This is a genomic window from Agrobacterium sp. 22-223-1 (assembly GCF_053522385.1).
In genome coordinates, this window is the sequence record NZ_JBNWCN010000004.1 from 269,834 (window position 1) to 282,066 (window position 12,233).

Annotated in this window: 11 protein-coding genes; 2 read left to right on the top strand and 9 right to left on the bottom strand. The window is 61.3% G+C overall.

The features are described 5' to 3' along the window. Positions 1-19 precede the first annotated feature (19 nt). The 6 genes from ACQZ60_RS18725 to ACQZ60_RS18750 are packed head-to-tail and all read right to left on the bottom strand — an operon-like array spanning position 20 to position 6,506. Positions 20-1,063 carry a carbohydrate ABC transporter permease gene (locus ACQZ60_RS18725; protein ID WP_003524615.1) on the bottom strand — a complete coding sequence of 348 codons (1,044 nt, stop codon included), beginning with the start codon at positions 1,061-1,063 and terminating at the stop codon, positions 20-22. Next, on the bottom strand, positions 1,056-2,024 hold the full coding sequence (locus ACQZ60_RS18730; protein WP_003524617.1) for a carbohydrate ABC transporter permease: 969 nt from the start codon (positions 2,022-2,024) through the stop codon (positions 1,056-1,058). The genes ACQZ60_RS18725 and ACQZ60_RS18730 overlap by 8 nt, the downstream gene beginning before the upstream one ends. Before the next feature lie 57 nt (positions 2,025-2,081). Then, positions 2,082-3,353 carry an ABC transporter substrate-binding protein gene (locus tag ACQZ60_RS18735; protein ID WP_137453897.1) on the bottom strand — a complete coding sequence of 424 codons (1,272 nt, stop codon included), beginning with the start codon at positions 3,351-3,353 and terminating at the stop codon, positions 2,082-2,084. Positions 3,354-3,374: 21 nt separating this feature from the next. Continuing rightward, positions 3,375-4,448, bottom strand: a complete 1,074-nt coding sequence (locus ACQZ60_RS18740) for a Gfo/Idh/MocA family protein (RefSeq protein ID WP_448735862.1) — start codon at positions 4,446-4,448, stop codon at positions 3,375-3,377. Next, positions 4,445-5,461, bottom strand: coding sequence for a Gfo/Idh/MocA family protein (locus ACQZ60_RS18745; RefSeq protein ID WP_080854518.1), 1,017 nt, complete (start codon positions 5,459-5,461; stop codon positions 4,445-4,447). Before ACQZ60_RS18745 ends, ACQZ60_RS18740 begins: the two co-directional genes overlap by 4 nt. After that, complete coding sequence (locus ACQZ60_RS18750) at positions 5,454-6,506, bottom strand: Gfo/Idh/MocA family protein (RefSeq protein WP_448735863.1); 1,053 nt, start codon at positions 6,504-6,506, stop codon at positions 5,454-5,456. The genes ACQZ60_RS18745 and ACQZ60_RS18750 overlap by 8 nt, the downstream gene beginning before the upstream one ends. 103 nt (positions 6,507-6,609) lie before the next feature. On the opposite strand from ACQZ60_RS18750, the gene ACQZ60_RS18755 reads away from it, so the two are divergent. Together ACQZ60_RS18755 and ACQZ60_RS18760 are read left to right on the top strand one after the other, a co-directional pair. After that, entirely contained in the window at positions 6,610-7,323 is a 714-nt protein-coding gene (locus ACQZ60_RS18755; protein ID WP_020813256.1) for a GntR family transcriptional regulator, read from the top strand. Positions 7,324-7,356: 33 nt separating this feature from the next. Further along, the gene (locus ACQZ60_RS18760; RefSeq protein ID WP_020813255.1) at positions 7,357-8,277 is read left to right on the top strand and encodes an SMP-30/gluconolactonase/LRE family protein; all 921 of its coding nucleotides are present in this window, start codon (positions 7,357-7,359) and stop codon (positions 8,275-8,277) included. Positions 8,278-8,301: 24 nt separating this feature from the next. Here the strand turns inward: ACQZ60_RS18760 and ACQZ60_RS18765 are convergent, their stop codons facing one another. The 3 genes from ACQZ60_RS18765 to ACQZ60_RS18775 are packed head-to-tail and all read right to left on the bottom strand — an operon-like array spanning position 8,302 to position 12,219. Then, a complete protein-coding gene (locus tag ACQZ60_RS18765; RefSeq protein WP_020813254.1) occupies positions 8,302-9,615 on the bottom strand; it encodes an HlyD family type I secretion periplasmic adaptor subunit in 1,314 nt (437 codons plus the stop codon). Then, positions 9,602-11,449, bottom strand: coding sequence for a type I secretion system permease/ATPase (locus ACQZ60_RS18770; RefSeq protein ID WP_448735864.1), 1,848 nt, complete (start codon positions 11,447-11,449; stop codon positions 9,602-9,604). Before ACQZ60_RS18770 ends, ACQZ60_RS18765 begins: the two co-directional genes overlap by 14 nt. A 14-nt stretch (positions 11,450-11,463) precedes the next feature. Beyond that, positions 11,464-12,219 (bottom strand): hypothetical protein, encoded by a 756-nt coding sequence (locus ACQZ60_RS18775; RefSeq protein WP_448735865.1) that lies wholly within the window; start codon positions 12,217-12,219, stop codon positions 11,464-11,466. Between the last annotated feature and the right edge of the window lie 14 nt (positions 12,220-12,233).

Here is a 12,233-nt window from a genome sequence, read left to right on the forward strand (position 1 = left end):
CGTGTTTCCTCCCTGAGGATTATTTGCCGCCCGTGGATGCAATGCCGGTGGCGATGTATTTTTGCAGGAACATGAAGACCAGCGCGATCGGGGCGAGTGTCAGCACCGTCATGGCCAGAAGATTGCTCCATTCCGTCGTCATCTCTCCCTGGAAGGAGTTGAGCGCCAGTTGCAGGGTGAAGTTGTCGTTGCGCGTCAGCACGATCAGCGGCCAGAGGAAATCGTTCCAGCGCCACATGATCGCAAGGATCGCAAGAACGGCGAGCGCCGGGGCCGAAAGCGGCAGGATAATGCGCCAGTAGATTTTCCACTCGCTGGCCTTGTCCATGCGGGCGGCATCGAGGATTTCATCCGGGATCGTCAGCATATATTGCCGCAGCAGGAAGACGCCCGTCGGCGTGGCCGCTCCCGGAATGATGACGCCCCAGAGACTGTTGATCATGCCGAGCTGGCTGGTGATGAGAAACAGTGGCACCAGCACGACGGTCTGCGGAATCATCAGCGTGCCGACAACCAGCGCCAGCACCACGCCCCTGCCCTTGAACTGGTATTTCGAGAGCGCGAATGCCGCCATGGAATTGACGATCAGCATGATGATGGTTGACGTCACCGTGATGAAGGTCGAGTTCCAGAAATAGAGCGGGAAATTGAAGCGCTGGAAAAGCTCTGTGTAGTTTTCAGTCGCCAGGGCCACCTTTTCAGCCGGTTTCAGCTCGTTGAACGGCATCTTCAGGACTTCGGTTGGCTTGGCAGGGTCAACCACCTGGGCCACGAGACCGATGCGGCGGACCATGCCGAACTTGCGGCCATCCTTGTCGACATAGGCCGGCAGCGGCGCTGCCTGCCCATCCACCACCACGGTTTCCTGCGTATAGGGCAGAAGACGCGGCGGAAATCGCTGGAGATCGGCCTCCGTCTTGAACGAAGAGAGCACGAGCCAGACGACGGGACCGAACATCATCAGCACGGCCACGCCGAGATAGGCGTAGGACAGCCAGTCGGTCCAGTGCAGCTTGCCGTTGCGGCCGCGCGTACGGGTCAGAAATGCGCCAATCCTAGCCATCGACCTTGCTCCTGTTTGCCCGGAATTGCAGGGCGGTCAGCACCACGAGCACCACGGCGAGCAGCAGCGAAGCGGCAGCCGCAAGGCCGAAATTGCGGGGCGTCCCGGCAAAGCCGGTCTGATAGATGAACTGAATGATGAAGGTGGTCGCCGAACCGGGGCCGCCACCCGTGAAGGCAAAGACTTCATCGAAGGTCTGTACGCCTTTGATGAGCGACAGGACGAGAACGACGAGCATGGTGGGTGCCAGCAGCGGCAGCGTGATGCGCCGGAAGATGCGCCAAGGGCTCGCCTTGTCGAGCTGCGCCGCCTCATAGACATCACGCGGGATCGCCTGCAGGCCGGCCAGAAGAATGAGCGTGTAAAAACCCATATGCGCCCAGACCGACAGGAAGACCGACCAGCCGAAGGCAAGATTGGCTTCGAGCAACCAGTCGACCGAACCGAGGCCCAGACCCTCCATCGCTGCGTTGAGAACGCCGAAACGCTGGAGAATCCACTTCCAGATCAAGGCCACAACCACGGGCGACAGCAGCACGGGGAAGAAGAAGACGGCACGGAAGAACCCGCGCGCCCGGATATCGCGGTTGAGCACGATGGCCGTGATCAGCGAAAAACCGACCATAAAACCGACCTGCAGCACCACGAAGAAAACCGTGTTCCAGACCGAGCGCCAGAACAGGTCGCGCTGACAGGAATTGGGGTCGAGGTAATTCTGACAGGAAAGAAGGACCGAAAAGTTCTCGCCGCCCACCGAAGGGCGTTCGGAAAGCAATATGTGTTCGCTGCCGGTCACGGAATAGGCCATGTTCAGCACGATCGGCAGAAAGGCGAAGACCGCAAACAGGATCAGGTTGGGTGTAAGAAACACCCAGGCGATCCGCCGGTGGCCTAAAACCTTCTGCAGGAAGGCGAAGGGCAGTTCGACGATGCCCATGACGGGCGCAAGAAATTTATACATGAGGGTCCTCCTTCGATCCGGCGCGGCGCGGCATGCGCCGCGCCGGAAGGCGATGGATCACTTCGCCTGTTTCAACGCTTCCTCGAGGTCCGTCTTCGCGCGGGCCATGGCTTCATCAACGGTGCTTTCACCGACGATGGCCTGCGTGATGCGCTGTACGGAGATGTTGAACATGGCGCGATTGTTCTTGTAACCCTGATAGGTATAAGCAATCGGGCTGAGGCCGGGGATCTGGTCCAGCCAGGCGTTCATGGCCTTCTGCGTCGCAGGCGTCGCACCCGTATAGGTCACGCCCTTGTCGGCCACGGCCTTGTGGGCCGGAACGTTGCGGGTGCGCACGGTGAAGTCGAGATAATTCTCGTCCTGAGCGAGGAAATTCAGGATGTCTGCAACGATTTTCGGGTTCTTGGTCTGCTTGAAGCCGACAACACCGGTACCGCCCGGCATGCCGGTGCAGGCAGCGCCGCCGCAGGGCTGCGGCACGACTTCCCAGTCGAAAGCATCGCCGACCTGGCTGTCGAACCGCGCGGTCTGCCAGCTGCCGGAGTAGTAATAGACGAGCTGGCCGTTGATGAATTCCTGCGCGGCATCGCGATAGGTATTGCCGCCCTGCCCGGCCCAGACGTCACGCGCCATGGTGCCGTCCTTGTTCCACTCCACGAATTTCTTCACGAAAGTCGTGAAGCCTTCATCGACCAGAATGGGCTTGCCGTCCGCATCGAAAATCTTTGCGCCGTAGGAAATGGCCGGACCGGCAATACGGTGGCCGGAACGGTCAATGGCCATCGGGTAAGGCGTGCCGGTTGCCTTGGCGACGGCATTTGCGGCCTTCGCCCAGTCATCCAGCGTTGCATCCTTGCCGGGTACGGCCACATTGGCCTGATCGAACAAAGTGCGGTTGATGAAGGCGCCGGTGATGGTGAGCTGGGTATGCATGCCGTAGATGCCCTTGTCGTCAGGGCCGCTGCGATACCATTTCAGCACGTTGGAGAAATTGTCTTCCCAATATTTCGCGTCCACATAGGGCGTGAGATCGAGATAATAGCGGTTGAGGCCGCCAAGGTCGGTCACGGTTGCGAAATCCGGACCGCTGCCGCCGGCGAGCTGCACGGGCAGGCCTTCCAGCAGCGCCTTATAGGGCACGACGTCGGTGACGATCTTCACGTCCGGATGCTGCTTTTCGTAACGCGCGAGAATATCTTTCAGAATTTCGCAGCCGTTGCCGTCATAAGCGCAGGTGAAGCGCACTTCCTCAGCCGCCTGGGCGGCGCCTGCAAAGGACGCCGCGCCGATGGCGAGCGCCAATGCCATGCTGTATTTACCGATCATCTCTTTTCCTCCCTTAGATGATTATGCGTTGGCGGATGCGCGCGGAGCCCAGCCCTTGATCCATTCGCCTTCTGCGGCGTCGGACAGGCGGACCGGCTTTCCTTCCCGCACCGAGCGATAGATGGCCGTGACGAGTTCGATGGACTGCAAGCCATCGTTCACAGTCACTTCCTTGCCGCCGCGTCCTTCCATCGCGTCGGCAATGGCTTCGACAAAACCGGCAAAGCCGTTTTCGCCATCGGCCACCGTCGCCAGAACGGCGTCGATCTGGTCCTGCGTGGTCGGCGCACGGGCGATGAAACGCCATGTGTCTTCGGCCGGGCGATAGGGCAGCGTGCCGCTCTCGGCGGTGAAGCCTTCGAAGCAGAAACGCAGGCGGGACGTATCTTCGGCGGCACCGAGCGTCACCGAGCTGGTCGCCAGCGCACCGCTTTTCATGCGGAAGCTGAGCGCCGCGCAGTCTTCGGTTTCGATCTTGTTGACGCGCGTATCGGCCATGGCGAACACTTCATCGACCGGGCCGAGAACGTGGCAGAGAAGATCATGAGCGTGGATGGCGTGGCCGAGAATAGCGCCGCCGCACTCGCCCTTCCACGTACCGCGCCAGGGAATGTCGTAATAGCTGGCGCCACGGTTCCAGTGAACTTCCGAACTCGCGACAAAGGCCTTGCCCGCAAGGCCGGCATCGATGAGCGCACGAAGCTGCCGCATCGCATGTCCGAAACGGTACTGGAAGACGGGAAACACGCCACGGCCGGTCTTTTTGACGGAGTCGATCAGCGCATTTGCTTCTTCAAGCGAACGGACCAGCGGCTTTTCGCAGACCACATCCTTGCCCGCCGCATGCGCCTTCAGCGTCACGGGGAAATGCAGGTGCGGCGGCAGGCAGACGTCGATGAGCTGGATGCTCTCATCGGCCAGAACCTCATCGAGATCGGTCGTCAGGCGGATGGACGTATCCTCACCCGCCACGGAGCGGGCGCGCTCCAGATCGAGGTCGCAGATAGCCTTGACGGAGAAGCGCTCCGGCAACGCCTGATAACCCTTCAGATGCAGGGCGCCGATGCCGGCACCAACGATTGCAACGCCAATCATGCCTTTGCTCCTTCGGCCTTGGCCTGCGCTTGCAGCGACAGGTCGCATACCTTGAACACATGTTCCTGCGTCATCGCCGTTTCGGTGCGGTTGCGGATGTCGTCGCACAGGCGGCCGAAATAGGGCAGACCAGCACCGGAGGCATCGATATATTCGCAGCGGTCGCCATTCACGAGAATGAGACGGTCGGTGCCTTCCTTGTTGCCGACATCGACATATTTACGCAGCTCGATGTAACCCTCGGTGCCGAGGATGGTGAGGCGGCCGTCACCCCAGGTCGGCAGCGCATCCGGCGTGTACCAGTCAACGCGGATATAGCCGTGGCCCTTGTCGCCGCGCAGCACCACTTCGCCGAAATCCTGCAGGCCCGGATCGCGCGGGTTGGCATAGTTGGCAACGGTGGCAGCCACGATTTCCACTTCGGTCGAACCGGTGAAGAACATGAACTGGTCGATCTGGTGGCTGGCGATATCGGTGATGATGCCACCATAGGCCTCGCGCTCGAAGAACCACTTCGGGCGAATCTGGCGGTTCAGGCGATGCGGGCCGAGGCCGACGGTCTGAATGACGCGGCCGATGGCGCCCTGCGCGACCAGTTCAGCGGCCTTGGTCACGCTCGGAACTTCAAAACGCTCGGAGAAATCGACAGTCCAGATGCGCTTGGTCTTCGCCACCGTCTGGCGAAGGCGATCGAGCTGTTCGAAGGTGGTGCAGCCCGGCTTGTCGGACATGACGTCCTTGCCGGCTTCCATGGCGGCGATGGCAAGATCGGCGCGCTTGGAGGGAATGTCGGCGATCAACACGAGATCGATGCTGCCATCGGCCAGCAGAGCTTCCTTGGAGGCCGCGCGCGGCACATCCGGGAAGCGCTTGACGAAGCCTTCCACCACGTCTGGCTCGCCTTCGGTCCACCAGCCGGCGAATTCCGCGCCGGCATCCAGCATGTTCTGGGCCATGCCGAAAATGTGCCGGTGCTCTATGCCGAGAGCGACGAACTTGATTGCTTTAGTCATCCTGCAGTTCCACTTCCTTGCCGGTGTCGGCCGAGTTGATGATCGCGTCGATCAATCTGTGAGACAAAAGAGCCGCTTCACCGGTGACGACCGGGGCGCGCCCTGAGGAGATGGCGTCTGCGAAATCTTCGAAGACGCCCTGATGCCATTCATGCGTGAAAGCCATGGGGTCGGCGCCGCCACCCGTGCCGGATGCCGCGCCGCCGAAGGTCTCCTGCCGGCCATCGCGCCAGTCGACATGCAGGAGGCCCGAGGCGAGCCGCAGGCTGGCATTGTCGAAATGCAGGACAATCGATTCCGGAGCGCCGGGAAAACTTGCGGTGCTTGCCACCAGCGAACCGACGGCACCATTCTTGAAACGAAGGCCGGCCGCGACATAATCCTCGGTTTCCATGCGATGAAAACGCGTCGTCGCCGCCATGGCCTGAACGCGCGAGACCGGTCCGGCAAGGCTCAGCGCCAGATCGATGGTGTGGATTGCCTGGGAGATCAGAACACCGCCGCCGTCGCGCGCCAGGGTGCCGCGGCCGGGTTCATCATAATAGGATTGCGCGCGCCACCACGGCACGGAAATTTCGCAAAGACCGAGCGCTCCGAGCGTCCCGCCATCGACCAGTTCACGGGCTTTTTGCGATGCAGCCCGCATGCGGTGCTGGAAGATGATGCCGAGCGTGACGCCGGCGTCACGACAGAGGGCGACAAGGCCGCCGGCCTCCTGCGTGTTACGGGCGACGGGCTTTTCCATCAGAATGTGTTTGCCCGCCTTTGCGAGCTGTCCGACGATATCGATGCGGGCATTCGGCGGCGTTGCGACGATGGCGAAATCGACATCCGCATCGCGTGCAGCTTCCTCGACCGAGGAATAAACGACGATCTCATATCCGGTATGTTTCGACGCTTCGGCGGCCAGCGCCCTGGCGCGACCGGAGCCGCCATCGACCAAACCCTTCAGGCGAATTTTTTCCGGACTTGCCGCACAGGCGAGCACATGCGTCTTCGCCACCATTCCGGCGCCAACGATGACGCAGGTCTTGATATTTTGCATTTCGGGAGCCTCCTTCCCAATAAGCGATCATTTGCATACCGGTATGCCGGTTGTCAACAGACTTGTGTTCCGGTATACCGGTCATGAAAACGCTGGAGGGTATATGCCGAAAATTCCCGTAACAGGCGGCACCGTGCCGACAATGGAGCGACTGGACCTTAATCGTCCGGTCGTGGACCAGATCTATTCCGCGCTGAAATCGGCGATCCTTTCCCGGGAGCTTTTTCCCGGCCAGGCGGTTTCGGAAAACGAAATCGGCCAGTTGTTCAATTCCAGTCGAACGCCGGTGCGCGAAGCGCTGAGCCGCCTGCGGGATGACGGCCTGATCGTCACCCTGCCAAGCCGTGGCACCTATGTCTCCAGATTATCGGAAAAGCACATTCGTAGCGCGCAGTTCATCCGCGAGGCGCTGGAGGTCGCTGCGGTTTGCAGGCTGTGCCAGATCGGCATAACGGCGGAGGCCGAGCAGGAGATCGAACACGCCCTCACCGGCCAGCGCGCAGCCATGCACCGCGGAGACAGAAAGGCTTTCCGTGTGCATGACGACCAGTTCCACAGCGCGCTTGCCGCCGCGACGGGGCTTGAGAGGCTGGAGACGCTGTTGATCCGCGAGAAGGCGGGACTGGACCGCCTGCGCGCCCTCGCCATCACCGACGAGGCGCATATGGCGCGGCTGCTCTCCGAACATGAAGCGGTTTACGATGCGATCAAGGCCGGGGACGAAGCCCGCGCGACCGATAGTTTGCGCAAGCACTTGAGACGCGTTCTCGGCATTCTTTCGCAGGTTTTCGAGAACCACCAGGACTATTTCGAATAATTCCGCGCCATCATCTTCAACGGTTCGAGCATCATGAATACGGCAACTCCCGAAAAAGCGCTTGCCATGTCTCAGGCGAAACTTCTGTGCGACACGATGAGCACACTTGCGGAATCCCCTGTCTGGGACGAGCGGCGACAGGTGCTTTTCTGGTGCGATATACTCGGCAGGACGGTGCGGTCCGCAGCGCTCGAGCCCGGCTTCTATCGCGAATGGGCGTTTCCCCATACGGTATCGAGTCTCGGCCTCTGTCGGAACGGCGACCTCATCGTCGCCTGCGGCATGGATATCGTCATCCTCGATCCGGAGAGCGGCGAAACACGCCTTCTCCACTCCCTCCCGTCACCGGACGGCATTCCTTGCCGGCTGAACGACGGACGGGTCGGCCCCGACGGCGCCTTCTGGGTGGGAACCATGCACAATGTGCCACTCACGGACATGGAGCCCCATGGTGAACTTTGGCGGATCACCGAAAAAAGCGCCGAGCGCATGCAGACTGGCCTCACATGCCCGAACGGCCTCGCCTTTTCCCCGGACGGCTCCATCATGTGGCAGAGCGATTCCGTCCAGAAATGGATACGCAGGCGAAAATTCGACAGCAGGACCGGCACATTCGATGAGGGCGTGCTGGTGGCCCGGATGACGGAAGAGACGGGAAGACCCGATGGCGGCTGTCTCGACAGCAGCGGCACCTATTACAGCGCTGGCGTTTCCGCCGGCCTGTTGAACGTTTTCACACCTGATGGCAAGCATGCGGATGTGATTGCGACTCCTGTGCCGCACCCCACCATGCCGTGCTTCGGAGGACCTGATTTCAGCATCCTTTTCCTGACGTCACACCGACACAACATGTCCGAAGACCGGCTGGCGAAAGCACCGTTTTCGGGCGGCGTCTGGGCGATCCCGACACAGACGAAAGGCTTTGCCGCCTTCCGTTTTGGCGAAGGTGGATAGAGCCCGGAAACCGGACCCAGATTCCTACTCCTCACGGAAGGCGCGGCTGATCTGGTCGGTCAGCGGCTTGGCGATATAGGACAGCGCCGTCCTTTCGCTGGTCTGAATGAACGCCTCGGCCGGCATGCCCGGCACCAGCGGCGCATTGTTCAGCTTCTGCCGCTCGGAGACCGGCACGGAAATCCGCGCCAGATAATAGGAAAGACCGCTGCGCTGGTCGGTGGTGATATCCGCCGCGATGCGGCTGACATGGCCTTCCAGTTCCGGCGTGACACGCTGATTGAAAGCGGTCATGCGCAGCATGGCCTTTTGCCCCACCTGAAGCTGATCGATATCCTTCGGCACGATCTGCACCTCCAGCGCCAGCTCGTCTCCGTCAGGCACGATGAGCATGATCGGATCTGCAGGCGTCACCACGCCACCCACCGTATGCACGGCCATTTCATGCACCATGCCGGATTGCGGCGCGACGATATCGATGCGCTTAAGCTCGTCTTCGGCGGCAACCTTGCGCTCGACGAATTCGCCCATCTGCGCCTGTATCTCCCGCAGCTCCCGCCCGACCTCGGTGCGCAATTCCTGGTCGATCTGCAGGATTTGCAGCCTGGTCTCGGTGATGCGCCCTGCCGTCTGCGCCTGATAGGCGATTTTTTCGCCGCGCTCGCCGCCGAATGTCGCAGCCTGCGTCTGCAGGCTGTTCAGCCTCTGCACCGAAACGATACCCTGTTCGCGCAGGGATTTCTGCGAGGTGATTTCAGCCTCCAGCACGGCAAGGCCGTTATCATAGGCGACTTCCTGCGCCTTCAGCCCTTCGATCTCATGTTCGAACTGGGTGATGCGCTCGGAAAGCTGTGCTTTGCGGCCTTCGCGATAGGATTTGCGGAATTCGAACAGCTTGGTCTCGCTGCGCATGGCGGAGGCGACATCGGCATCGTCTTTTCGCGCCATCAGCGCCTGCGGAAAAATGAGTTCCGGCAGATCGTCGCGCTCGGCCTCCAGCCTTGCCATGCGCGCATTCAGCTCATCCAGACGCTTGGTCACGATGGCGAGATTGGCGCGGGTCTGGGTCGCGTCGAGGCGCATGACCACATCGCCAGCCTTCACCCTGTCGCCCTCATTCACCAGAATTTCGCCGACCACACCGCCGCTCGGGTGCTGCACCTTCTTGCTGTAGGAATCCACCACCAGATGGCCGGAGGCGACAACCGCGCCGGCAAGATTGGTCGTCGCAGCCCATCCGCCGACGCCGGCCAGCAGCGCCACACCCGCAGCGAGGCCGGCAACAAGATGTTTTCGGATGGAGCGGGACACATGGCTGCGCTGGTCAATGTTTGACATCCGCATCTCCTTCCTGGCTGTTCTCTTCACGGACGTCTTCCAGCACCAGCGCCTGCGACTGGGTATTGGCGACGACGCGCAGCGGCGAGATCGTCTGGGCGGATGCGGTAAATCCCTTGGCCGCCTGCGCCTGCGGAACGCGCAGTACCTTCGAAAGCACCTCGTCGCGTGGGCCGAAGGCCTTCATCCTCCCCTCTTCCATCATCAGAATGAAATCGACAGCACCGATGGCGCTCGGCCGGTGGGCAACGACGACGGCAATACCGCCCCGCGCCTTGACCGAGGAAATCGCCTTGACCACGGCAGCTTCGCCTTCCGCATCGAGATTGGCGTTGGGTTCATCCAGCACGACGATGAAGGGATCGCGGTATAGCGCGCGGGCAAGGCCGATGCGCTGGCGCTGCCCGGCGGAAAGCGCCGAACCCGCCTCGCCGATATCGCTGTCATAACCTTTTTCGAAACGCAGGATCAGTTCATGCGCGCCCGCAGCCCTGGCCGCCGCGATGATGGCGTCAGGATCGGGATTATCCTCGAAACGGGAGATATTTTCACCGATCGTGCCGTCGAACAGCTCCACGCCCTGCGGCAGATAGCCGATATGGCGGCCCAGCGCCTCACGGTCCCACTGCTCGAAACTTGCACCGTCCAGCCGCACCTTGCCGGCCGCCGGCATCCACGCGCCGGTGAGAATGCGCGCGAGCGTGGATTTACCCGAACCGGAGGGGCCGATGACGCCGAGCGCGTTTCCGGCGGTCACGATGAAGCCAAGCCCGGTGACGGTCGGTTTTCTTTCTCCCGGCGGAACGATGGTGACGTTTTCGACCCTCAATTCCTTTTCAGGCTTCGGAAGGGCCATGGCGGCGGCATTGGCCGGCATCTGTGCAAAAAGCTCCCTCAGCCGCGCCCAGCTTTGCCGGGCGGCCACAAAGGACTTCCAGTTGGAAATGGCGAGATCGACGGGCGCCAGCGCCCGGCCCATCATGATCGAACTGGCGATCATCACGCCGCCCGAAGCTTCCTGGTTGATGACGAGCCAAGCGCCGACCGCCAGAATGGCCGATTGCAGCACGACCCGCAAAGACTTCGCAATATTACCGAGACCCCCGGCCACATCGCCCGCCTTGCGATTGGCGGCGAGATAGGCCTCGTTGGAATTTTGCCAGCGTTTTCCGAGCCGGCCGCCAAGCCCCATGGCCTCCACGACTTCGGCATTGCGGCGCGAGGCCTCCAGTTGCCGGTTGCGGGCCATGTTCTCGACCATGGTGTCGCGAATCGGCTTCTGCGAGAAGATATTGGTGAGGATCGTCAGGGAGACAAGCAATATCGCGCCGGCGAGCGCCGTCACACCGATCCAGAAGTGAAACAGAAAACATATGCCAAGATAAAGCGGCATCCACGGCAGATCGAAAAAGGCGGTCGGCCCCGTGCCGGAGAGAAAACCGCGCACATTGTCGAGATCGCGCAGCGGCTGGAGACCGTCGCCCGGCATGCGGTTGACGAGCGGCAGGCGCACCACGGCATCATGCACCCTGCCGGAATAACGCATGTCGAAATCTTCACCGATGCGGATCAGAACGCGGGCGCGGATGATATCGAGCAGGCACTGGAAGCCGTAAAGACCAAGCGCGAGAATGGCGATCCCGACCAGCGTCGGCAGGCTGCCGCTTGCCAGAACCCGGTCATAAACCTGTAGCATGAAGAGCGGCGACGTGAGCGCGAGTATATTGACCACGCCGCTGACGAGCGCAACGCCGAGAAATGTGCTTTTAAGGGGCGAAACAACCGCCGCAGTGAGGGACTGCGGCGGCGTCTGCTGGTGGTTTTGAAAGCCCACAGCCTGATTTTCCTTTACGCGGCAAGCGCCGATGCGCTGGCGAAAATGAAGTCCGATGCGTCGAGTACGCTGGAATCTACACCAACGAGGGTGATAGTGTCGCCACCAAAAATGTTTTCGATGACAGCATCGCCGTTTGCATTGTTGCTGATGAAGACATCGTCAATGCTCCCGGAGCCCCAAGCGGAAACGTCCAGTTTGTCCGTACCGTCCTGGTAGCCGTAGGTCCCGGTGGGACCGGCCTGCACCACATCATTGCCGCCGGAGAATACGAAGGTGTCTGCGCCGGCAAAGCCGGTCAGGGTGTTGGAGGCAGCCGTGTCCTCGATCACCGTGCCGGTGGCGGCAAAGTAATCATAGAAGCCGGCCAGCGAACCGAAGCGGGCAAGCTGGTAGACGGCGAGATCGAGAAGATCGCGAGCACCGGCGAGCGAATAGGCGCTGTCGGGATCGATCAGCAGTTCCTGCTGGCTGACGGCGATGCCGCTGGTGGACTGGCTGTAGCCGGTGCCCAGAACGATGCTGTCGACCGAACCCGTCAGGTTGCCCTGGGAGTACTGCAGAGCGCCGCTCATGACGATGCCCTTGCCACCGGAGCTGCCATCGCCCCACGCCTCATAGGTCGTGTTCGGATCGATGGTGGTGGTGGCGAGAGAGCTGGTCTGAGCGTCGTAGAACGCACCATAGGTCGAACCGAAACCGCTCGTCCAACCGTTGAGGTAGCCGATCAGATCCGAGGAAGACTGCGTCAGTTGAATTGTGGTAGCCATAGGTGTACTCCTTT

Excerpts from the sequence above, each read along its gene's own strand:
- ACQZ60_RS18725 (WP_003524615.1), bottom strand. The coding sequence starts at position 1,063 with ATGGCTAGGATTGGCGCATTTCTGACCCGTACGCGCGGCCGCAACGGC.
- ACQZ60_RS18730 (WP_003524617.1), bottom strand. The coding sequence starts at position 2,024 with ATGTATAAATTTCTTGCGCCCGTCATGGGCATCGTCGAACTGCCCTTC.
- ACQZ60_RS18735 (WP_137453897.1), bottom strand. The coding sequence starts at position 3,353 with ATGATCGGTAAATACAGCATGGCATTGGCGCTCGCCATCGGCGCGGCG.
- ACQZ60_RS18740 (WP_448735862.1), bottom strand. The coding sequence starts at position 4,448 with ATGATTGGCGTTGCAATCGTTGGTGCCGGCATCGGCGCCCTGCATCTG.
- ACQZ60_RS18745 (WP_080854518.1), bottom strand. The coding sequence starts at position 5,461 with ATGACTAAAGCAATCAAGTTCGTCGCTCTCGGCATAGAGCACCGGCAC.
- ACQZ60_RS18750 (WP_448735863.1), bottom strand. The coding sequence starts at position 6,506 with ATGCAAAATATCAAGACCTGCGTCATCGTTGGCGCCGGAATGGTGGCG.
- ACQZ60_RS18755 (WP_020813256.1), top strand. The coding sequence starts at position 6,610 with ATGCCGAAAATTCCCGTAACAGGCGGCACCGTGCCGACAATGGAGCGA.
- ACQZ60_RS18760 (WP_020813255.1), top strand. The coding sequence starts at position 7,357 with ATGAATACGGCAACTCCCGAAAAAGCGCTTGCCATGTCTCAGGCGAAA.
- ACQZ60_RS18765 (WP_020813254.1), bottom strand. The coding sequence starts at position 9,615 with ATGTCAAACATTGACCAGCGCAGCCATGTGTCCCGCTCCATCCGAAAA.
- ACQZ60_RS18775 (WP_448735865.1), bottom strand. The coding sequence starts at position 12,219 with ATGGCTACCACAATTCAACTGACGCAGTCTTCCTCGGATCTGATCGGC.